The sequence below is a fragment of the Wolbachia pipientis genome, from assembly GCA_023052945.1.
Classification (GTDB): Bacteria; Pseudomonadota; Alphaproteobacteria; order Rickettsiales; family Anaplasmataceae; genus Wolbachia.
The window spans coordinates 1,359,262-1,381,878 of record CP095495.1 but is presented as its reverse complement, the minus strand read 5'-3'; the positions used below and the strand labels follow the sequence as shown (position 1 = coordinate 1,381,878).

The window sequence follows — 22,617 nt, the reverse complement described above, 5'->3', positions numbered from 1 at the left end:
CACGTACGGTTCTGCAGTCGAGTGGGGAGAGGTGACTTTCTCCACTTAGATAACGTCGTTGCAGCATAACAATACTAACTATAAAAGTAGTGAGGCTGAGACTGCTCTACCAGTATGCCCCTTCTTAGCGTGCATAGTGCATAAAGGTAAAATATGCAAGGAAAAATAGAAAGATTATTTGCAGATTGTTTTACACATCTGGGAGAGCAAGCATTGTATGAATCAAAGGATAAGTCATACATGGTTCAGGTGCTGAAACAACAACCAGATAAATTATATGGAATTGGTGAAGGCCAATTTGTCGGGGAGATGTTGATTTTGGAGGTGAGTGTGTTTGATGTATTGCAGCCAGTAGTAGGAGATACTTTTTCCATAGGTAGTTGTAGATACAGAGTACACACACCGCCACTTAGGGACAATTCGGGAATGATCTGGAAAATTCAAGCACCGGGGGTGTAAAATGTCTATTAATATAGAAGTTACCGATAATATTAATAAGGTAATTAAAAGTGTAAATGCTGAAAGGAAAAAAGTGGAAAAAGCGACGGTGAGGGCATTAAACAAAACAGCGCTGTGGGTAAGGTCACAAACTGTCAAACAAGTTAGCGAAGAAAAACAAATACCAAAGAAAGCGATGAGAAAAAAGTTAAGTGTGGATAAAGCAAATAGAAAGCGTTTGTGGTCTATAATAAAGCTGAGTTCGCAGTGGATAGGAGTAGCAAAATTTGGGAGTATAAAACAGACAAAGATAGGAGCAAAGGTAGGAAGCCGTACGTATGAAGGAGCATTCATAGCAACGATGAAAAATGGTCACATAGGAATATTCAGGCGAAGGTATACCACGTCTTTGCCAATAGATGAAATTAAAATAAATACCCATGCTCGGGAAACAATGAAAGAGTTAGTTGATAATGAAGTAGAGAGAGTATTTGAGAAGTATTTTGATCAGCAAATGAGTTATATGAAATAATGTTCTGGGGAAATTTACATCAGGCAATCTGTAATAAGCTCAGGGAAGAGATACCAGCAATACAGACATGTGAAGTGTATCCAACAATAAGAAGGGAAATAGTAGCGCCAGCGGTATTTGTAGAGCTTGTGAGTTTAGAAACGGGAAAAGATCCGGGAACAGAAGAATTAGCCCTGAAAGCAAGATTTGAGGCGAGAGTGGTAGTTGATGGAACAGTCGAGGATTCCTCGGTAGTTGTGAGAGAATTAGCAGCAGAAGTAGCAAGAGTAGTGAATAAAAATACTTGGGACGTGGAAAATGTTTCACCAGGAGAATTTATATCAGCAGGAGGGGATGATTTTAAACCAGAGTTGGATGCATATTTGGTGTGGTTGGTCGAATGGGTTCACGAGGTACATACAGGTCAATCAATGTGGTCAGAAACTGGTATTATACCGCATATAATAAGCGTGGGAGAAAATGTTGGAGCATAATTTTGCAATTTCAGAGCTGAATAGAAAATTAGCGAACATTGTCCGTATAGGAGTTGTAAAAGAAATAGATTATGAAAAGGCAAGAGTAAGAGTGAAAATAGGAGAAATTTTAACAGATTATTTGCCGTGGATAACGAGTAAAGCAGGAAAAGATAGAGATTGGTCTCCGCCAGATATCGATGAACAAGTTATGGTATTTTCTCCTCTTGGTGAAATATCATTAGGAGTGGTGTTAGCAGGAATATATCAGGAAAAATACCCTGCACCGGAGAATAAAAAGGAAATAAATAGTGTAAAATTTCAAGATGGGACAAAGTTATCATATAACCAAGAAAAGCACCATCTTAAGATAGATGTAGTAGATAAAATAACGTTGAAAGTAGGAGAATCAAGCATAGAGATGACAAAGGAAGGAATAAAACTCAAAGCAAAAAGAATAGATTTAAACTAAAATATGGGTAAAGCAATCGTTTGTATAGGGGATTATTGCAGTGGAATACCGGCACATGTTTGTATGAGTGGTAGTAACGACGTTTTTGTAAACGGTAGATCTGTTAGTCGAAAAGGAGATATCTTAACTCTAGGTGAGAAACTAACGCAAGGGTCAAACAGCGTATTTGTGAACGGTATGGGAGTAACGAGAACAGGAGACTTGGTATCGTGTGGTTTTAAAGCGATAAGTGGAAGTAGTAATGTTTTTTCAGAATAAAAATAAACCATGTGCTATACTTACCAAAAGTAAAATTATGAACATGGATATAACTACTAGCCTATTAGGAGACGTTAGTAATTTAATAGATAGAGCAAAGAATCATCTTTCTGTTCAATTCAATTATACTCTAGTATTGTTAAACTGGGAAATTGGCTCCAGAATTGATCAAGATATCCTAAAGCACAAACGTGCAGATTATGGGAAGCAAATCATCTCCCAACTTGCAAAAGAACTTCAGATGAAATATGGACGTGGATTTGATAGAGCTTCATTATTTCGGATGGTGCAATTTTCCAAATTCTTTCCCGATCAAGAAATTGTCGCGACACTGTCACAACAATTGAGTTGGTCACATTTTGTAGAAATTATTGCAATTTCTGATGAGCTGAAGCGTAATTATTATATAGAAATGTGTCGTATTGAAAGATGGAGTGTTAGAGCACTACGTAGTAGAATCGATACCATGTTGTATGAACGTACAGCACTAGCAAAAAAGCCTGAGGACTTCATAAGACAAAGCATCAAACAGTTACGTGAAGAAAATACGTTAGCCCCCGAATTCATTTTTCACGATCCATACTTCCTTAACTTTGTGGAATTGCCATCAAGTCATAGTGAGACTGATCTAGAAAATACGATTTTGGATGAATTGGTAAAATTTTTACAAGAGTTTGGTAATGATTTTTGTTTTGTGACACGTCAAAAAAGGATGAGTACCGAAAGAATTGATAGGTATTTAGACTTGCTATTTTTTCATAGGGGATTAAGGCGCCTTATTGCAATAGAACTAAAAATTGGTCGATTTGAACCATCTTATAAAGGGCAGATGGAATGGTATTTAAATTGGTTGGATAAAAATGAACGAAAACCAGGTGAAGAAAAACCGTTAGGGATTATTTTATGTGCTGATAAGGATCAAGAGGATATAGAATATCTTGAACTCGAAGGCTCTAATATTCATGTTGCACAGTATTTAACACAGTTGCCACCTAAGGAAATCCTTGAGGAGAAGTTGAGAAAAGCTATCTCTATAGCTCGTGAAAAATACGCAAGTACTAAGAAGAAAATGATTAAACAGATATAACACAAAAGGCAACGTGTTTATGCGAGGAATGGACGTTAATACTGGAAAAGAGCTTGAAGGAATAGAACATTTGAAACAATCAATAATTGATATATTAACCACACCGATAGGATCACGTATTATGCGGAGAAATTATGGGTCACGACTATTTGAATTAGTGGATAAGCCAATCAATAGGGACTTTACGCTGGAAATTTATGCGGCAACAGCAGAAGCACTGGAAAAATGGGAAACAAGATTTAAATTAGAAAAAGTAAAAATAACAGAAGTGAAAGAAGGAAAGGTCAATATTGCATTAGATGGTATTTATCTACCAAATGGGAAAAATATTCATTTTGAAGGAATTGTAGTATAAAGATGGAGCAGCCAAATATTATCGAACCACTGAACTTCGAAGAAATCTTTTCGCGAATGAAAGAGGAGTTGATACGTCGAGATGAAAGTTTTACAGCATTGGTAGAAAGTGATCCAGCAATAAAGATTTTAGAAGTAGCAGCATGGCGAGAACTTTTGCTCAGAGAAAGAATAAATGAAGCAGTAAAAAGTAATTTACTGAAGTTTGCAATGGGAAATGATCTTGATAATTTAGCTGAATTTTACGGAGTGGAAAGGGAGAACGGGGAAAATGATGAAAGTTTTAGGAAAAGAATCAAGGCAAAAATAGTTGGCTGGAGCACGGGAGGAAATTATCGGTTTCAAGCACTCTCAGCAGATAGTAGAGTAAAGGATGCGCTAGTTGAATCAAAAGTGCCAGGAAGTGTAGAGATCTCGATTTTATCCACGGAGTTATCCACAAATGGCATAGCGTCTGAAGAACTACTTGATATTGTAAGAAAGCGAGTCACCAGGGATGATATAAGGGTATTGACAGATACGATAACAGTAGTTGGTTGCAATATTATTGAAATAGATATCCACAGCAGAATTAGCATTAAAAGACCAGATATTATTGAAACGGTGAAGAAGAAATTTATCGAAAAATTTGAAACAACGAAAAGATTAGGATGGAAAGTAACGAAATCGTGGATTATAGCAAATTTGTTTGTGGAAGGAGTGGAAAACGTGGAATTAATCGAGCCAAGAGAGGATGTTGTGGTACTGGGGAATGAGTGCGCTTTCTTAAAAAGTTTAAATGTTGAGTTAAATTAATGCTATTACCGCCAAACGCAACAAAGCAAGAAAAAGCGCTGGTTGATGCAGTAGATTACAAAGTAGATCCTGGTTGTATCAGAGGGTTTAAATTTAGCCCAGGGGAAAAAGTATTACCATGGATAATAGAGGAATATGGGTTAGAAGAGATTCTACGTTGGGCAAAAGACAAAAGAAAAGCCGTAGAGGAAGGAATAAAATTTCAGCGTTTAAGAGGAACACTGGAATCACTGAAAATAGCATTAAAATGGGCAAATATAGAAGATATTACAATTATTGAAGAGCCACCCGGTAAACACTTTTTTGAGTTGCAGGTAGGGATAAGAGACGTACCAAATGATTTCTTTGTTGATGCAGTAGTAGAATTAGCAAAACTATCACTACCTGCAAGATCGAGACTAATGAGGATTTTTAACGATTATTATAATGCGCAGAGATTTATATTGGATGAGAGTTTATTTGGAGATCTTCTTTCTGACTATTCGGGGGTAAAAATAGAAAAAGATGGCCCAGTGTTATCATTTGGAAGAGTAAATTTTTTCATGTCTCATGGTCCAGTTATTAGGATTGTAGAAAACTATCTACGCGATCATTATGAACGAGCTTTAAGCAATGATATATATCGGTTGGATGTAGCAATCCTTGGAGAAACTGAGCCTCACACAAAGAATTATGACGGTATTTATGAAAGAAATCATGTGTGGTATAACTTCAAAGCGCTATATCCGCTACCACAGAGCTTATTACCTGAGATTAAGTTTGCGAAAGCGCAGATAGTATTATTGGACAGTTGGAGTTTAGGGGAAATAAATGCATGTTTTCCAGTAAGTAGTATAGAAGAGAGGGGAAAAAGGTTTTTACTAGGAAGTGATAAGCTATCTGAACAAGTGTGGAATTTAAAATATAAACCAATTTTAGAAAGATTTTTTGCCGTTCACCACTATCAAGTAAAGAATTTCTCTACCCCCAAAATAATAAGATTTAGCGTAGCAGAACACTACATTCATTTTGAAAACGAATTGGATTCAAAGCAAAAAAATGCAACATACGAGCTAGAAAATTACATTTTAGTATTGTACGGAGGTGTCTTAACTTGGCATGAACATCGTCATTTGAACAGGTCTTGGAAAGAAAGACAGCCCATATGCTTAATATACTAAATATATATATTTATATCTTCATATACTATATTAGTATTTAGTTAAAAAAGGTGTACTACGCAAAAAAGACTTGCCTTTTTATACTAAAACAGCTATAAATTAGGTAGGTGTAGGTAAACATAAGAAATAGATCTTGCACTGAAGTGAGCCAAATTGGCGTATGTTTTTATAGTGAGGTATGTATGAGGTTTAGCAAGGAAAAGAGAGAAGCTTTTAATAAGTCATTTTATGAATTATTAGAGAACTCGTTTAAGAATATTAACGAAAAAGATGAAAAAGGAGAAACAGTATTGCACCATGCAGTAGAAATCTCTGATCGCAAAACAGTGAGGTTATTAATACAAAAAGGAGCGGAGGTCAATGCAAGAGATAAAAATGGTTATACACCACTACACTGTGCAGTATTTGCGAAAAGCTTAGAAAATGTAAAGGTGCTGATAAGGTCGGGAGCGGAAGTAAATGCTACTCAATATGTCACTGGATGTACGCCACTGCACTCTGCGTGCAAAATAGGAGGAGCAGGAGTTGAAATAATAAAAGAGCTAGTAAAGGCAGGGGCTGAAGTTAATCAACTGAATAAGTATGGTGCAACACCAATGTACTATATCTGGGAAAGTGAAAAGTATCGTCTATGTGAGATAGCAAAGAGAGTGAAAAGGCGAGTAAATTCTTAAGAGAACAAGGAGGAATAACAAAAAGTAGAAAACTGACGTGCTATGGAATAGAGGGTCTAGTGGGAGAAATAGCAGATATGTTGGATAGGAGCTATTTACCTGAGTTAAAAATAATAGAGATAGAAGAAATAAGGAAGAGAGACAAATCATCAATAAAGAAAGAATGTCAAAATTTAGCAAGCAAGATAATGAGCCGAGTGAACGAAATGATAAATGAAGTGGTGGAGGCAGACTTAAGATATTAAGTATATAAATATATATTTTAATATAATATACGAAAAAATGTATATATTTTGTAAAAAAAACTTGCTTTTGATGGTAAAACAGGCATAGCTGAAATAGTGTTAGGTAAACAAAAAAAATTTACCAAGCACTAAAATTTTGTGGTTTTTATAGTGGGGTAACTAAAATGTTCAATTTAAATAAAAGAGTGGAAAAATTAAAGGAGAATTCATTTCATGGAATAAATGAAAAAGACGCAGAAGGTTGCACAATATTGCACCGAGCAGCACAAGTGTCAGAGCCAGAAGTGATAAAGTTACTGATAGAAAAGGGAGCGAAAACAAATATAGAAAACAAAAGCGGAGAAACACCATTACACCTAGCAGCATTCTATGGAAAGGTAGAGAATGTAAAAGTACTGTTGGAAAAAGAAGCAGATGTAAATGCTAGAAACGGTAAAAGAAATACGGCATTACATTATGCGAGCCTAATGGGGTATGAAGAAACGGTAAGGGAGCTAATAAAAGGAGGGTCAAATATTAATACTGGGAACTACATAGGAAGGACCCCCCTGCATGAAGCAGTATTTATGAGGGAAATAGGGAACGTGAGGGCAATATTAGAAGCGGGAGGTAATGTAAATGCGAGAGATCATAAAGGATATACACCAATAGATCTGGCATATATGGCAAAGACTAAGGAGATAATAAGAGAGTTAGTGGCGAAGCAGAAGGTTATGGAAGTTGATTGAGAAAAGGAAGGAAATGGTATTAGAGAGAAAACCGTTGAGGGAAAAGGGACAATTATTTGGAAGAGAGCTTAATGGATGAAAGATAGCGCTATGTGTTTCCAAAATTGTGCATAAAAGTAAAACAAAGGTTAACAGTTGCGTCTTTTTCGCAAGAGTAATGGATTTATGGAAAAAGGGAGTAGTAAGGCTCCTGAACTATGAAAACATTTACAGGAGAAACTATGAGAAAAAGAACGTTAACTGTGATCTGTCGATATGAGCCTGATGAGTTAGCAGATAAACGCTTATCGGATGTATACGGGCAACTGATAGAGAGATTAATAAAGAGAAAAAAAGAAAATAGAGAGAAAGAAAGAAATGAAAGTAGTGAGTTTATATGCGAGAGTATCATCAGAAAAGCAAGCACAGAAGGGAACAATAGAGAGTCAAATAGCGGAGTTGGAGCGTAGAATTAGTGAAGATGAGCACAAGCTACTAAATGAGTATAGATTCATAGACAATGGGTATAGTGGATCAGATTTAGAGCGTCCCGATTTAGATAGGTTACGCGATAAAGTAGGAAAAGGAGAAATTGATAAAATTTATATTCATTCACCAGATAGGTTATCACGAAAAACTGTATATTAAATGATCTTGCTCGAAGAATTTGAAAAAGCAGGAGTAGAGGTAATCTTTTTAAACTATAAAACGGATAAAAGTCCGGAGTCAAACTTACTATTGCAAATGCAGGGAGCAGTAGCGGAGTATGAACGAGCGAAGATGATGGAACGGTATCGGCGGGGAAAACTCCATGCGGCAAGAAGAGGCAGTGTCAGTGTAATAGGCAAAGCATCTTATGGTTATCGATACATAAAGAAGGGCACAATAGGTGAAGAAGGGAAACTTGAAATTAATGAAGAGGAAGCAAAAGTAGTGAGAGAATTGTTCATGTGGGTAGGGAAAGAAAGAATAGGAACTATAGAGGTAATATGTAGACTAAAAGAAAGGTCAATAAGGACACAAACAGGAGAAGAGAGGTGGAACAGAAGCACCATCAGTCAGATATTAAAAAATCCTGTATACAAAGGGCAAGCAGTGTATGGCAGGACTAAGGCAGGCCAAGTAAAACCAGAAATAAGGCCACAACGGAATGCTGGTAGGCAGAAAAGTTGTTCTAGGTACTCCCAAGATAAAGAGAATTGGATTTATATTGCAGTACCAAGAATAGTTGATGAAGAATTGTTTAATACAGTACAAGAGCAACTGGCTGAAAATAGAGAAAGAGTGAAAAGACAGAAAAGGAAAGTAGCGTACCTGCTACAAGGTTTAACTGTGTGTCAACGCTGTAGATATGCTTATTGCGGTGCATCTACTATAAATAGGAGGGGAACCTACTATCATTCTTATTATTGTTGTATTGCTCCAAGTTATAAGGAAGCATGCGGCAACAGACCGGTGCAAGCAGATGCATTAGAAACAACTATATGGAAAAAAGTAAAAGGTATATTGAAGAAACCAGAAAGGTTGATAAATGAATATCAACGGCACCTGCTAGGAAGTAAAGAGTTGCTATTGGAGGAAGGTCTTGAGAGGGAAGAAAGCAAATTAAAACGAGGTATTTCTGGGCTGATTGATAGTTATGCAAGTGGGTATATAAATCAAGAGGAATTCGAGTTAAGAATCAAAGGAATGAAACAGCGATTAAAAGAAAAGGAAGAGGAAAAGAAAAGGATAAAAGATAAGAAAGAGGTACAGGAAGAGTTGACTAATATAATAGGTAACATAAAGGAGTTTTATTCTGGGATAAAATTAGAGCTAGATCAATTGGATTGGTTAGATAAACGTAGTGTAATAAGGAAGTTAATTGAGAGAATAGAGATTAACGTTGATAATATAACTATAGTATTTCGAATAAAAGAATTTGTTACCCAAAATAAACAAAATCAAGATATACAAGCTATCAGAGAAAGAATTGCACGACCAGAAAGCGAGTAAGGTGCAGCAATTTATGATAGAAATAGGCGAGGTCAATAAAAAAGAATTGATATAGTAGACGGGGAAAACAAAAGGTGAATTTGTAGGAAAAATTGTAAGACAGAATGAGAATAGGTAGTTTTTCACAGAAGAGCTACTAACTGTAAGAACAACAAACTGTAAAAAGCTGTTATGAGTTTAGTGTGAGAAGTTAAAGGAGGAAAGAAAGGTGCAAATGAAAGTAGTGAGCTTATATGCAAGAGTTTCATCGAAGAGGCAAGTACAAGAAGGAACAATAGAAAGTCAAGTAGCTGAGTTGGAGCGTAGAATTAATGAGGATAAGCAAGAGCTACTAAATGAGCATAAATTCATAGATAATGGGTATAGTGGATCGAAATTAGAGTGACCTGGTTTAGATGAATTAAGAGATAAAGTAGCAGAAGGAAAAATTGATAAAGTGTATATTCACTCACCAGATAGGTTATCACGTAATTACGTACATCAGATGATATTGCTGGAAGAATTTCAAAAAGCAGGAGCCGAGGTGATCTTTTTAAACCATCAGGTTGGTAATAGTCCAGAATCTAATTTACTACTACAAATGCAAGGAGCAATAGCAGAGTATGAACGAGCAAAGATTATGGAGAGGAATCGCCGAGGAAGACTGCATGCGGCAAGAAAAGGCTGTATAAGTGTAATGGCTGTAGCGCCTTATGGTTATCGATATATAAAGAGTGGCACAACAGGTGAAGAAAGGAGATTTGAAATTAATGAAGAAGAGGCGAGAATAGTAAAAAAACTGTTCATGTGGATAGGTGAAGAAAGAGTAAGCATTAATGAAACAATACGTAGGCTAAAAGAAAGGTCAGTAAGGACACAAAAAGGAAGAGAGATGTGGAACCGAAGCACCATCCAGCAGATATTAAAAAATCCTGCGTATAAAGGGCAAGCAGCATTTGGTAAAACAAAGTCAAATCCAGCAAAACCAAGAATAAGACCACAAAGAAATGCTGGCAGCCAGCAAAAGCGTTCTCTTACTTATCCAAGTAAAGAGAATTGGATTTACATTCCAATACCAAGGATAGTAGATGAGGCATTATTTAATGCAGTGGAAGAACAACTGGCTGAAAATAGAGAAAGAGCGAGAATACAGAAAAGGAAAGCAGCGTACCTGCTACAAGGTTTAATTGTGTGTCAACACTGTAGATATGCTTATTGCGGTGTGCGTGGTGGGAGTAAAAAAAAGGAGGGATTAACTACTATTATCGTTGTAGCACCATATATGCTTTTAGCAGTAGTGTTAGGGGAATATGTAACAGTAAACCGGTCCATGCAGATGTATTAGAGATGGCTATATGGGAAAAAGTAAGAAGCATATTGAATGAGCCGGAAGGGATGATGAATGAATACCAACAAAGACTGGAGGGAAGCAAAGAGTCACCATTGGAGCAAGATCTTGAGAGGCAAGAAAGCAAATTAAAACGAGGCATTTCAAGGTTGATTGATAGTTATACTAACGAGTACATAAATCAAGAGGAATTTGAGTCAAGAATCACAGAAATGAAAGGACACTTAAAAGAAGTGGAAGAGGAAAAAGAAAGGATGAAAGATCAGAAAGAGACACAGCAAGAGTTTGCAATGATCATAAGCAGCATAAGGAAGTTTTCTTCTGGAATCGAGTCAGAGATTGATCAATATGATTGGTTAGAAAAGCGTAGTGTAATAAGGAAATTAGTTGAGAGGATAGAGGTTAACGTTGATGATATAACTATAGTATTTCGAATAAAGGAATTTGTTGCTCAGAGTAGGCAAAATCAAAATATGCAACATTGTCCTAGGGTTCCAAAGCTTGAAGCTACTGTCAGTGAAATTGCAAGATCTGCATTGACTGAGGAACTCATGAAATCCTACCTTCTAAAAGGTAACAATAAATACGACAAAAAGTCTTTGTTATTTCTATTGTTTCATGTAGATCACAACCTTTTAAAGTCTGTCTATCACTTTGAAAAAATACAAAGAAAAGGTTCTGTATCATTTGCTCTTCAAAAGACACCACGACAACCAAATGTTCCATTTAAAGACTTCATCTCTCAGGAAACCATAGTGCAGATACTGAAAGAAGACGACATTAAACGCAATGACGGTTTTGAAAATCAATTACAAGGTTTCTTCTACCATCAAAATCGTTTATATGTATTAGTTCGTAGAGCTAGTGGTATAGATTTACTACTAAACTCAAACAAGGTTATTCATGGTCATAAGCCAGATTGGATGATTTTGGATTTTCTAGTTAATGGTACTCAAGTAGATCTTACTGCCAAAAATATTGATCAAGCTACAGAGATAGCAAATAGCATTGCGAGTCGTTATTTTAGCTCTGAATGTGTTTTTGTAAACGCGCAGGATAAAAACTTTGCAGAGCAAGTATATAAATTCATTAAAGTTTGTGTTGATGGCTCTGATTCAAATATATTCACTTTTGAGTTAAAATTTCAGTCAAATCGTTTTAAATATAGCAACACTTGCATTACTTTACCGTTATACCACATGATCCTATTGCATCTGAGCTTTATATTTTACACCCTTCTATTGGTGATATACTAAAATCTATTGAATTGATGAAGATAATATTTCAAGGCAAAAAGATAGGATTATTTTTTAAGCAAAGTGATGAGTACATAGCAATTTACTACTCTGAACATCCGTTGAATAAAAAGGAAAGAGAGGATTTTAAAGCATACATGAAACAATTTTATGGTCTTACAATCTTGCCAAGAGCAAATTTCTGACATTTTTAGTTCTGGTAGTTCCTGGGTTAATTCAAATCAAAATTATATCAAAGCAGCAAAGTATTTGTCGAATCTTGAATTAATTAAGATGCAAGAGAGGGCCTATATTATCTGCTCTCATAGACAAGATAAATTAGATTGGCCAAATGTAGTTGATCCATACTGTAACAATGAGATTTTCATTGATAAGGATTTTGATGAAGTATGCGATAATATAATTTGTGAAAATTGCAACCGTGATATTTTACCTAATACCTACAGGAAACAAAGATTTCATCGCTTATCTGTATATTTAAACCCAGAGAAAATCATGCATTGGTTTGAAGGTCAGCTAAGTACTACGCATTTCATGTGGCAAAAGGTGGAAAGAGGAGTTTATTATATTGGTGGCCAAGGTGAATTTGTAAATCTCATTATTCTTGATTTTTGCACCAATCCAACATTCTTAACCATAGATAGGCTAAGAGTCAATCCAACCGTATTAGTAATACTGAGAAAAAATATACCAAACATACCTCTTGATTTGCCTATAGTAGAAATGGTTGACCTTTTCTGTCAGCGTAGGACTCTAATTGCAGTATTTCAAGAAGCAGTACAAAGAGGAGTACCAGAGTTAATACCAAATACTTCAATGCAAATTTTACATACTTCACTTGAGCAAATTGAACCTGCTAGAGAGAAAGAATTACTAGAGTTACAATTGGTAGAAGGCTCACTTTACGTAAACAATATAGAGATTCTGAATAAGAAAGCTGTAGCATGTATGAAAGTTTTTCGCATATTATTTGAACAATTTTTGCATGATTGTAAAAAAGAATTACCTCCTGAAAAACACACATTGCTTAGCATAACTCAAATAGAAAAACATCTAAATCTTGATCAAGAAGCAGATCCAGAACATCACATCAGAAAACCATTAAACACAATTCAAAGGACAATAAAAACCACCTTAGCTAAAAAGTTAGGACTAAACATCGAACGTAATGATGTGATTCAAACAGTTGGTTGGCCTGGATCATCGCGTAGAGATTATGGTTACCGTATTAACCCTTTTACTGTGGTAGTTCGTTAACTGTGTTGACGAAAAGTAAAAGTAGTATATTTTACCCTAAAGTCACATCTAGCTTTAAAATACAGTTTTTGTCTTATTTAAAAAAATATAAATTCTCAATTACGTAACTCACCAAAAACCTATCTCGTTTCTTTTGCTTTCTTCAATCTTTTCTACTCTGTTCGTTTGCCGGCTTTTGTGTTTGAAGCACATCTACACTCAATGCCCCTATACTAATATATACCGGATTTCTTACTACTTTTTCCGGGATTTTCTCAAAAAAAAGTTAAAATAATTTCAAAACTGCTTATCAGCTAAAGCTCTATTTTTAATGTTTCACATTTGCTTGTCTCTTTCACAAATAACCTATATACTACTTGAAGTAAGGTAGAGTAGATATGATAATAAATGGAAACGAAATTTTATTATATACAACTCCAGACGGAGACGTGAGAATTGATGTTTTGTATCAAGATGAAAACATCTGGCTTGCACAGAAAAAAATGGCAGAGTTGTTTGATGTTAATATCAGAACAATTAGTGAGCATTTACAGAACATATTTGCCAGTCAAGAGTTAGATAAAGATTCAGTTGTCCGGATTTTCCGGAATACTGCTGAAGATGGTAAACAGTATCCTACACAACTTTACAACTTAGATGCAATTATAGCTGTTGGTTATCGAGTTAATTCTAAAAAGGCTACATCTTTCAGAGTATGGGCTACAAAAGTTTTGAGGGATTTTATCATCAAAGGATTTGCATTGAATAGTGAACGGCTAAAAAACGGCCCAAAGTTTGGCAAAGACTACTTCAATGAATTACTTGAAAAAATCAGGGAAATACGAGCATCTGAACGTAGGTTCTACCAGAAGATTACCGACATTTATGCTGAATGCTCTGCAGATTATGATCCAAATTCGGATATAACAAGACAATTTTACGCAAAAGTACAAAATAAATTATATTGGGCAATTTATGGTTTAACTGCAGCAGAGTTGATATGTTCTCGAGTTGATCACGAAAAACCACATATGGGGCTAACTACATGGAAAGATGGTCCAGGTAACAAAATTCATAAGAGTGATGTAAGTATTGCGAAAAACTACTTGACTGAAAAAGAGTTAAGTGAACTAAATCACATTGTTTCGATGTATCTAGATTATGCAGAACTTCAAGCAAGAAAGCATCGGCTAATGAAAATGCAGGATTGGGTTGAAAAATTGGATGCATTTCTATTGTTCAATGATTATGAAGTACTTAAAGATGCTGGTAAAGTTAGTGCTGAAGTTGCAAAAGCCCTAGCCGAAGGAGAATACGAAAAGTACAGAGTTATACAGGACAAATTACATGAATCTGATTTTGATGAATTGATTAAAGCAAGTAAAGAAAGTGAGAAAATAACTATCTGACATAAAAATGAGCTACCGCAATGACATCCACTTTTTGCCTTTTTTAGAGAAGATTCACTACCCTTGGAGCCCTATATCTTTACTTTTTCAGTGCTGTCCGTCATATCACCTCTATGCACCATTTTCTGTTACATTGCAAACACAGTAGTTCCTACTTCCAAAGTCCAATAAAGGACACTATTTTTTAAATCAGAGTAAAGGAGAAGTAAATAAATAAATTTTGATCTTTGTCTCCATTTTAAGCGGGTTTTGTAGCTTATGTTTATGGCAGCAACTTCAAACTTTTTTTCTTTAGCTTCATCTATAAATTATTTATAGAGATTACCTAAACTTAGGAGTTTTAGATAAAAGTCGTTATATTTCCATAAGACCTCTAAAATAACCAGCTCTTGTTGCACCAAAATTACAAAAACTGTTCACTTTTTTTGAAAAAATATTTTACAACAAATAAAAAACGTGACAGACTAGACCAGGGTTTCTTCTACAAAGATAAAAGTTTGGAGTAGAGAATGACTTAGAGGTGCATCATAATCGAATTTTAAGGGCTATTATAAGCATTCTTTAGGTCGAGGGGGTTAATTGTACCCTGAAGTCACAGAATCGTCTCAAAACGCAATTATGAGCCATTTGTTCTTTCTTATTCAATTTAAATATCTTAATAAGTTTTGTAGTGGTCTTTTTGATCTTCTTTCTTTTTGATAAGTTTTATTTTTTGTAGTTTATATATTTATTAATTTATATTTATTACTATTGTTATTATATATATATAATATATAAGGGTTTTAGGAATAGCGAAATCAGCCATAATGGCTAACTTTAGATACATACCTTCTAGGAACACTGTTAGGAACGTAGGTAAAAAAGCTAGGTTTCATGCGTGGTTTAGCTTCCTTGATTTCTAACTATTTAGCTGATAACCTAGGAATTAGGAATATAATGCTACCTATAATAGATATCAATTTTTAATCAAGAGATTAATATCTGTTTGTAAAAATATTCTTGCATAGCTGTTGAAAAACCAATAGCCCATCTGGTATGGTTTTAGCTATTTCTAGTTGTTTCTCCATTCTACTATATATCTATCTATTGTAGTATTCAACGTAAACTAGCAACTGAATATTGTATATATCCACATATAGAAAAAGTATGGTTAGGAGCAGTGCAACAAAGCCTACAGAACAAGTATTTGAATAAGAGATCTATTAAAAATAGCTGTAAAGAATTTACCTACAGAAGTTTTATTTGCAGTTAAGATCTTCAGCTCCAGGGGTGAATTTTCCTATACCACAAGCAAAGGGGGCCTGTTGTAACGTCAAGCCACTTATCCTCTCTTGAACCTTTAGACATTCCTTTTACTAACTGTTTTACCTGTAAAAGTTCCTGTATCATACGTTCTAATTTATCTCTTCCCATATTGTGAAAAATTTCAGGCAGTCTATGCCGTTGTTTATATACTCCTGCACTTCCTGTATGAGTAAATGGATGCCCTGCAATAGCAGATCGTTTAATTGCATCGATAAGATATATCTTAAGACTTTTATCGCTAATGTTTTTAACTTTCAATTGTGCTGTTATATCTTCTAGTAGCCCTGTTTCTTGATTTCTTAGGTAAGTACGTACAGTGCGATCAGCTAACCCATTTGCCTTAACAACCGCCCCATAAAATAAAGCATTTTGTCTTGGAATCTCCCCCATTGACCTAAAGATCTCTGGCTTAGCTGTATCTTCCACTGGCCAAAAAGCATAGGAACATCTGACACCATTAACAAGAGCAGAGGTACCACGGATGGCATCTCGTGCTTGTTCAGCAGTTAATATAGGTTTCTCACTCTTTGGCTTTCTCATATGATGTGCAGTAATTACTGAAGCTCCAGTGCTATTTGCTAAATCAGATAATAAACACATTAAATAATCTCCTACAGCAGGATCAGCATTTATGTCTGCATGGATAAACGATGAAAGAGGATCAAATACAACTAACTTCAAATCTTTAATTTCCTCAAGCTGTTTCATTACAGATTCGAATTCAAGAGAGACTTCAACAATTTTACCACGAACATTTCTGAGTATTGTAAGTGATCCTCTAACGTTTGGCAGTGGTACAATAAATAGTTTGTCTTTATATTTTAATCTTTCACACTTAGGGTCAAGTCGTTCTAAGCGGCGGTGTACCTCACCTGCATCATCTTCTGCTGAAAAAATTACAACTGACCCATGCTCAGTAACAAACGAACCAAAGCCACACATCTGATCTTTGTCACTTACAACTTTAAGTGCAAGATCAAGAAGAAGCATACCCTTACCTGTATCGCTCATAGCAGCTACTATTGAGGTAACACCCAAGGGAAATAAACCCTCAACAAGAAACTTTTGTTCTGGTACTGGGCCTATAAAGCGCTCTGCAGTCCAGTCTAAAATATTTAGTGGTGGTTTGATAATTACTTTTTTTGCATTATTCTTGATAAAGTCAGAGACGTTTGTATTTTCTTGTAAATAATCAGCAGCATCCCAGCCTTTCGGTTTACCCTCTGGAATTTTAACCATAGAAAGTGATGCAATACCTAAGCTGATGAGTTTTGTAATAACATTTTCAGCATACTTCTGACCTGCCTCATCATTATCAGGCCAAATAGTAATATTTTTACCCTTTAGGGGTGACCAGTCTATTTTATCAGTTGGTGCATTTGCTCCAAACATCCCTGTTGTTGCAGTGATCCCCTGTTCTATAAGTGCCTCAGCGCATTTTTCTCCTTCAACCAGAACAACTTTATCGGACTTCAAAATACCTGGAATATTGTACAAAGGTCTGATTTCTGGTGCAGTAAAAGTAGATTTTTTCACATCAAAAGGACGATATTCTTTTCCTTCGGGAAGATCATAACGGTTGACTATGACAATAACTTGATTGTTTTCATCATAGTAGTTCCAACTGCATGTTAAAAATTGTTCTAGATTTTTATATTTCCTAGTATGTTTTTTTCCAAGCCATTCAGCTATAGAAGCCATTACTTCAGGAAACTCTGTTCTGACACTTCTTCCATGTACTGCTGCCCAAAGATCAATGATATCACCACCTTCATCTTTTTCGAAATCCTTCCAAAGTCCGGCTTTACTACCAGTTAATTCTACTACCGTACTTTTGCCTCTATTACCTTGTACATCACCCACATAAAACTTATCACCACGAAAAGTTCCCCTTGGTAATAGGTATGAAAGACAAGATCTGATATCTAGTAAAAGTTGATCTTTTAACTGCTCTTTCTCCTCTAATGGCTTATAATGTCCATTCTTTAGTGGAGCTGCAGTATTAAAATCACAATAGATATCCATAAAATCCTCTAAATATATTTTAAATTTAATTAATTGAAACTAAGCAGTAGCTATAGTTTTCCAACACCCATCAGTCCTGCTAATAAATTTTGCTGGTATTGGTTTTCTATTCCCAAGCTCATATGCCACCTGTAGGATATTTTTACCTCTATTTGGTTGAAACATCACTATACCAGATGTATAGAAACTTCTGAGCGCATTAGCTCCAACTAAAGCTTGAAATGGATTTTTTTCCAGTGTAGACGTGGATACTTTTTTAGTGTGATGGGTCATGATTATTCCACTGCTGATAGAGCGTAATTTTTCAATTCCATTCTGTAAAAACGACAGCATCATAAAGTGTGTTGTAAGCGAGTCTATTGCAATAAGGTCAACCGTCTTTGTTCCAAATTTTTTCATGATAGTATCTTTGATCCACTCTATTCCTTCATCATTTAACGTTATCTTGATTTCTGCAGTAATAACTAGGTTTTCTTTCACTAAGTCCATGAGCTTTTGGTTAATCTTGAGTTGCTGTACACGCCTTCTCACACCGTCACGATTCATTTCGTCCTGTAAATATAGTATCTTTAGTGGCTTTGCAGGCTTCATATTAAGAAATGATATTCCTCCTGCCATATGTGCTAACAGAGAGAGTAGAAAACTGGTTTTGCCAACCTTTGGAGTACCGCCTATAACTAAAAGCCCTCCTGATGTTAAGATCTCTGGACCTATGACATCTTTCGGCATTGGAGATTGATCACTTAAATACTGTCCTACAGAAAACGCCTTTCCCCCTTTTTTTATTGTCCCCTTTGCTTCTTTATTTTGTAATTTCTCAGTATTTTTAGTATTTAACCACTCCTTGGCAGAATCTATATTACCTTTAATTAAAGTCCAAAGATCAATAATGTCACCACTAGTCCCTGTGGTAAAATTACGCCAATTACCAGCTTTTTTACCTACTATTTTGACCATAATGGTATCTCCATTTAAGCTGCCAACATAAGTCTTCTCTTGGTAAAACTTACCATCTGGAATTAGATGAGATACACATCCCTTAATATTATCAATTAATAACGCTCTTATTTCCTTTTTAGACATAAAACCCCCATACATGTTTTTCATACGTTTAGAGCTTAGCTCACAAACAGTTTCAAAAGACTCCGCATTCAATTGCTTCTTTCTTTAGCTCTGCTGCTGCATCTTTGATAGCTCTCTCAATTACAGCAATCCAGAGCTTCTCTTCATCGTACTTCAAAACGGGATCCAATCAGACTCAATGCTATTGTTTTGTTCTAGAGTAACAACTGCAGTAATTCTGTTCCTGTCTCCGTATCTACTATCAGCTTCAATACCAACTTTTGCAGTAAACTCTAAACCGTTGAAATCAGCTATAGAGTTAATTTTTCTAGCAATAACTGCTTTTTCTGAAGTGTCATGTGGATGAATATTTCGGGCTGACTCCAAAATACTTCTAAGCATAGAACGCCCAGATTCTCCCCAGACATCTTCTTTTTCAACGTTTGCTTTACCACTTTTTATCCCAATTACTTGATAAATCTTGCGTTTTGCATATGGCCCTTCAGTGACAGTAAATTCAGCATTTAAATAGATGCTGCCAGTAGAAAGACTCCTAGTGAACCAACTTTCATATCCTTCCGGCTTTATTGCCATTTTTACCTTGACTATTGTACCTTTCGGTATTAAACTGCTTTGCAGTTTCACGTTGTTAAAATCAGTTAAATCCTGTAACATAAGTACTCCTATAATAAAGTTGAAATCAGTTATTCCATTGGTCAACAAACTGCCAGCGGCCATCTATCTTATCGACAGTCTTGCGCAGAACACGTTTTCCATTGCGTAACTCAAATACTATTTGACATGCGGTTTTTTCATCGTCACTTTCTTCATCCTTTCGGAACATCACCATTCCTGTGGTGTAAAACCCTCTTAAAGGTCCAGCACCACTTAAACCTTGAAATGGATCTTCTTCCAACATCTTTTTGGACAATTTTTTCGTGTGGTGAGTGAGTATTATACCGGCATCTGGATTGACAACATTACGAAGTCTTTCAAGTGTTTTTTGTAAAAAGAATAGCATAGCGCTGTTATCATTTTCGTTGCCATATTCACTGCTAAAGATGTTACGAAGAGGATCTATGGCGATAATATCAGGCTTAAAACATTTGTCCTCTAGAGAGTTTTTTATTTCATCTATCTCCTCACTACTAAACGATAGTTGTACTCTTGGCGTGATCATGAAGTTGTTTGCGCCAATATCCAAAAGCTCTTTATCGAGTTTTAACTCTTGTAGACGCTCTTTTAAATATCCATCATCAATTTCGGTCTGCAGACAGAGAACTTTCATAGGCTGATTGGGAATCATACCCAGAAATGAAACGCCTGCTGCCATGTGCATGAGCCATGAAATTAAAAAATCGCTTTTACCAATTTTAGGTGGCCCGCCAAATACCAACAAACCCCTTGGAGTTAATATTCTTGGGTAGATGATGTCTTCTGGGATTGGTGCTTTGTCACTTAAATACTCTTTTACGCTGAAAAAAGGGATTTTTTGACCAGTAGTAAAAATGTTTTGTAGCATAGTTATTCTCCATTAAGCAGCAGTAGAAAAGGCTTTAGCTTTGATTTTCGTTAGTAATTTACCCAGATGCGGTTCTTCAACCATATCAAGGCAACCACTTCGATCTTTAGCCGGGTATCCCCAGGAATTAATCGTCTGACAGACAAATGAACGCACCTCTGTTCCATCATCTTTCTTGAGGCCAACCATGCTGATTACTTCATCAACAATGCCGGGAATCTCACTGGCAGTTTTAGCCCCTTCACATTGAGGTAGCCAGGTCGGACGATTGAAGTCATCTAAATATTGACCTAAAGTACCAACGGTAATGATATCTTTATTTGGAATGTGCTGAAACTGATTGAGCCAAGCCATCATCTCTTGCGCAAGTAATCCATATGCAGCTCTCATATCCTGTTTTCCCGATCTCTCAGAAAAAGCTTCGGGTTGCATTTTTGCCCATAAGAGACACAAACGAGATGCAACAGTAATGCTATCAATGAAAATACATCGATATTTAGAAAACTCTTCATTGTATTTACTTGATACGTGCTCATAGTGTTTTTGACTATATGCTGAATCAGATTTTAGTGCAGGGTTTGGACCACCAATTAGGCAAGCAATATCACGAGCTTGATTCCAAGTACGAACACTAATAGAATCTCCCTGCCAATCTTGAACAGCAAGCAGACCTGCTTCAAAGTCAAGACAAAGTGTTGGTTCACTTATAGTCTTTAAGAGGCTGGTTTTACCAATACCGTAAGGACCAAAAATTACTACTTTTATGCCTGTGGTTGTTTTCAGTCTTTCATTATTGTTTAAAATTTTAAAAGTCATTTATTCACCTCAATGTTATATGTTATATATTCAGGAAAGGTAGAATTTATGTTCAATTTTTCTTTTTGCCCTTGTAGTAAATGGAAGAGAGTTTTGTACGTATTTTTCTTATCATAGTATTTAAAGTAGTTCTTGATATGTTGTTCATCTTAGCAACTTCATATAAGTTAAAGTGCTTGAGTTGCTCACATATCTTTTGCATCTTTCTTGGTAGCGTTGAAATCATGTAATCTACATCAGTACGTTTCGCTACTTCATCTTCAAAAGCTTCTATTTTCTCAATATTGATGTGGTTATTAATATTGCGTTTTATACATAGTTGTTTCTCTAATAAGTTGTTAGCACGACGTTCAGTTAATCTTGCTACAAAAGTGTTAAAGCTACCTTTACTTTCATCATATCTATCAAGATAAGTCCAAATTTCACAGAAGAGTTCTTGCTCAAGATCTTGATGAGTCTCATGAGTAAAGCATTCAAAAAATTTTAACCTTTTAACTTGGTACTGTATGTTTTGAACAACTATAGGATCAACACCTGAATAACGTTTCATAACTTCTCCTTAAAACAATGAATAGCTTTAAGGATGAGAACTTATAGGTACACTTTGTAGGACAGGAACAAAAATAAATAATACAGATGTGATTTTTAACCTATTGATATTCTATTGTTTTTTTTCGAGAATAATACAGTTCGATTTTTAAATAATACTGCAACAAAAAATTAGGCAAAAATTCATTTTTTTTGGACAAAAATTTTCCAAATCCTGAATATATATTATATAAGCCTTTCAAACTTATCACAGGTGTCAATTCTCACACAATCAGGTCGAGCAGCAATAGCAGCAAGTATAAAAGAGCAAGTTATACATCTTGCTTGGGGAAGTGGTGATGCAGGCTGGGAAAGTCACCATAAAGTAGAAAAATTTTTTACCCTTGATGGCGAAATAAAACTTGATCACACCACCATTAAAAACGTAAAAGTTTTTACAGGAGAGACAACTTATCAGCCGAGTACAGACTATACGGTTGCTGGTGTCATTAAACGAGTAGAAAATGGCTCAATTGCAGAAAGTGATGTAGTGACTATAGAGTACATTCAAAGCACACCACCTGAACCTATAAATTCTATAAAGCTCTTGAATGAAGTTGGCAGACGTATTGTTGATGAGATGCTCTTCTGCAGCGGAGACGAGAACGGTGAGCTTATTACTCCCTCCGGAAGGTTTAAATCTTCCGCTGTACCAACCAATAATTTGTACCTTAAATTTACTTTCGATTTCACGGACGCAGCAAATCAAGTGATCAGGGAACTAGGGGTTATGGTTGGTACTAAAGTAAAAGAAGGATTACCTACAGGACAGAGATATTTCGAGCCAAAAGATATAGAAGATCCGGGAATCTTGTTAGTTTTAGAACACACGGTACCACTTATCAGAACTGCAGCAACTCGGGAAACTTTTTCATTTGTGGTTACATTCTGAAGAGGGGAAA

General features: G+C 35.7%; 22 protein-coding genes and 4 pseudogenes. 20 read left to right on the top strand and 6 right to left on the bottom strand.

The annotated features are described in order from the left end of the window. Positions 1-153: 153 nt before the first annotated feature. The 19 genes and pseudogenes from MWH06_06855 (at position 154) to MWH06_06765 (ending at position 14,397) form a co-directional block, all read left to right on the top strand. Complete coding sequence (locus MWH06_06855) at positions 154-459, top strand: hypothetical protein (GenBank protein ID UPA54945.1); 306 nt, start codon at positions 154-156, stop codon at positions 457-459. Between the two features lies 1 nt (position 460). Next, positions 461-970, top strand: coding sequence for a phage tail protein (locus MWH06_06850; protein UPA54944.1), 510 nt, complete (start codon positions 461-463; stop codon positions 968-970). Then, entirely contained in the window at positions 970-1,443 is a 474-nt protein-coding gene (locus MWH06_06845) for a hypothetical protein (GenBank protein ID UPA54943.1), read from the top strand. Before MWH06_06850 ends, MWH06_06845 begins: the two co-directional genes overlap by 1 nt. After that, positions 1,430-1,894: a phage baseplate assembly protein V gene (locus MWH06_06840; GenBank protein UPA54942.1), complete on the top strand. Its 465-nt coding sequence runs from the start codon at positions 1,430-1,432 to the stop codon at positions 1,892-1,894. Before MWH06_06845 ends, MWH06_06840 begins: the two co-directional genes overlap by 14 nt. Positions 1,895-1,897: 3 nt before the next feature. Beyond that, positions 1,898-2,152 (top strand): hypothetical protein, encoded by a 255-nt coding sequence (locus tag MWH06_06835; protein UPA54941.1) that lies wholly within the window; start codon positions 1,898-1,900, stop codon positions 2,150-2,152. Continuing rightward, positions 2,136-3,239, top strand: coding sequence for a PDDEXK nuclease domain-containing protein (locus tag MWH06_06830; GenBank protein UPA54940.1), 1,104 nt, complete (start codon positions 2,136-2,138; stop codon positions 3,237-3,239). The genes MWH06_06835 and MWH06_06830 overlap by 17 nt, the downstream gene beginning before the upstream one ends. A gap of 19 nt (positions 3,240-3,258) precedes the next feature. Beyond that, a complete protein-coding gene (locus MWH06_06825; protein ID UPA54939.1) occupies positions 3,259-3,594 on the top strand; it encodes a GPW/gp25 family protein in 336 nt (111 codons plus the stop codon). A 2-nt stretch (positions 3,595-3,596) separates the two neighbouring features. After that, complete coding sequence (locus MWH06_06820) at positions 3,597-4,388, top strand: baseplate J/gp47 family protein (protein ID UPA54938.1); 792 nt, start codon at positions 3,597-3,599, stop codon at positions 4,386-4,388. Further along, on the top strand, positions 4,388-5,548 hold the full coding sequence (locus tag MWH06_06815; protein ID UPA54937.1) for a phage tail protein: 1,161 nt from the start codon (positions 4,388-4,390) through the stop codon (positions 5,546-5,548). Before MWH06_06820 ends, MWH06_06815 begins: the two co-directional genes overlap by 1 nt. 182 nt (positions 5,549-5,730) lie before the next feature. Next, positions 5,731-6,467, top strand: a pseudogene (locus tag MWH06_06810) (ankyrin repeat domain-containing protein). A 164-nt stretch (positions 6,468-6,631) separates the two neighbouring features. Continuing rightward, complete coding sequence (locus tag MWH06_06805; GenBank protein UPA54936.1) at positions 6,632-7,195, top strand: ankyrin repeat domain-containing protein; 564 nt, start codon at positions 6,632-6,634, stop codon at positions 7,193-7,195. Positions 7,196-7,392: 197 nt separating this feature from the next. Then, a complete protein-coding gene (locus tag MWH06_06800) occupies positions 7,393-7,644 on the top strand; it encodes a hypothetical protein (GenBank protein UPA54935.1) in 252 nt (83 codons plus the stop codon). Then, positions 7,553-7,945 (top strand): annotated as a pseudogene (locus tag MWH06_06795) (recombinase family protein). Before MWH06_06800 ends, MWH06_06795 begins: the two are co-directional and overlap by 92 nt. Before the next feature lie 177 nt (positions 7,946-8,122). Continuing rightward, positions 8,123-9,169: a recombinase family protein gene (locus tag MWH06_06790; protein ID UPA55771.1), complete on the top strand. Its 1,047-nt coding sequence runs from the start codon at positions 8,123-8,125 to the stop codon at positions 9,167-9,169. Between the two features lie 214 nt (positions 9,170-9,383). Then, positions 9,384-9,773: pseudogene (locus MWH06_06785) on the top strand (recombinase family protein). Between the two features lie 180 nt (positions 9,774-9,953). Then, positions 9,954-10,493, top strand: a complete 540-nt coding sequence (locus MWH06_06780; protein UPA55770.1) for a recombinase family protein — start codon at positions 9,954-9,956, stop codon at positions 10,491-10,493. A gap of 53 nt (positions 10,494-10,546) precedes the next feature. Next, on the top strand, positions 10,547-11,752 hold the full coding sequence (locus tag MWH06_06775) for a hypothetical protein (GenBank protein ID UPA54934.1): 1,206 nt from the start codon (positions 10,547-10,549) through the stop codon (positions 11,750-11,752). Positions 11,753-11,902: 150 nt separating this feature from the next. Further along, positions 11,903-13,009, top strand: a complete 1,107-nt coding sequence (locus MWH06_06770; protein ID UPA54933.1) for a hypothetical protein — start codon at positions 11,903-11,905, stop codon at positions 13,007-13,009. Between the two features lie 377 nt (positions 13,010-13,386). Then, complete coding sequence (locus MWH06_06765) at positions 13,387-14,397, top strand: virulence RhuM family protein (GenBank protein ID UPA54932.1); 1,011 nt, start codon at positions 13,387-13,389, stop codon at positions 14,395-14,397. 1,238 nt (positions 14,398-15,635) lie between these two features. Here the strand turns inward: MWH06_06765 and MWH06_06760 are convergent. The 6 genes and pseudogenes from MWH06_06760 to MWH06_06735 form a co-directional block, all read right to left on the bottom strand. Next, a pseudogene (locus MWH06_06760) lies at positions 15,636-17,727 on the bottom strand (AAA family ATPase). Between the two features lie 39 nt (positions 17,728-17,766). Then, positions 17,767-18,810 (bottom strand): AAA family ATPase, encoded by a 1,044-nt coding sequence (locus MWH06_06755; GenBank protein UPA54931.1) that lies wholly within the window; start codon positions 18,808-18,810, stop codon positions 17,767-17,769. A 153-nt stretch (positions 18,811-18,963) separates the two neighbouring features. Beyond that, positions 18,964-19,464: a hypothetical protein gene (locus tag MWH06_06750; protein UPA54930.1), complete on the bottom strand. Its 501-nt coding sequence runs from the start codon at positions 19,462-19,464 to the stop codon at positions 18,964-18,966. A gap of 25 nt (positions 19,465-19,489) precedes the next feature. Continuing rightward, entirely contained in the window at positions 19,490-20,311 is an 822-nt protein-coding gene (locus MWH06_06745) for a helicase RepA family protein (protein ID UPA54929.1), read from the bottom strand. Between the two features lie 12 nt (positions 20,312-20,323). Further along, positions 20,324-21,127, bottom strand: coding sequence for an ATP-binding protein (locus tag MWH06_06740; protein ID UPA54928.1), 804 nt, complete (start codon positions 21,125-21,127; stop codon positions 20,324-20,326). A 52-nt stretch (positions 21,128-21,179) separates the two neighbouring features. Beyond that, positions 21,180-21,677: a sigma-70 family RNA polymerase sigma factor gene (locus tag MWH06_06735; protein UPA54927.1), complete on the bottom strand. Its 498-nt coding sequence runs from the start codon at positions 21,675-21,677 to the stop codon at positions 21,180-21,182. A gap of 252 nt (positions 21,678-21,929) precedes the next feature. On the opposite strand from MWH06_06735, the gene MWH06_06730 reads away from it, so the two are divergent. Continuing rightward, complete coding sequence (locus MWH06_06730) at positions 21,930-22,607, top strand: hypothetical protein (GenBank protein UPA54926.1); 678 nt, start codon at positions 21,930-21,932, stop codon at positions 22,605-22,607. Positions 22,608-22,617: the final 10 nt, after the last annotated feature.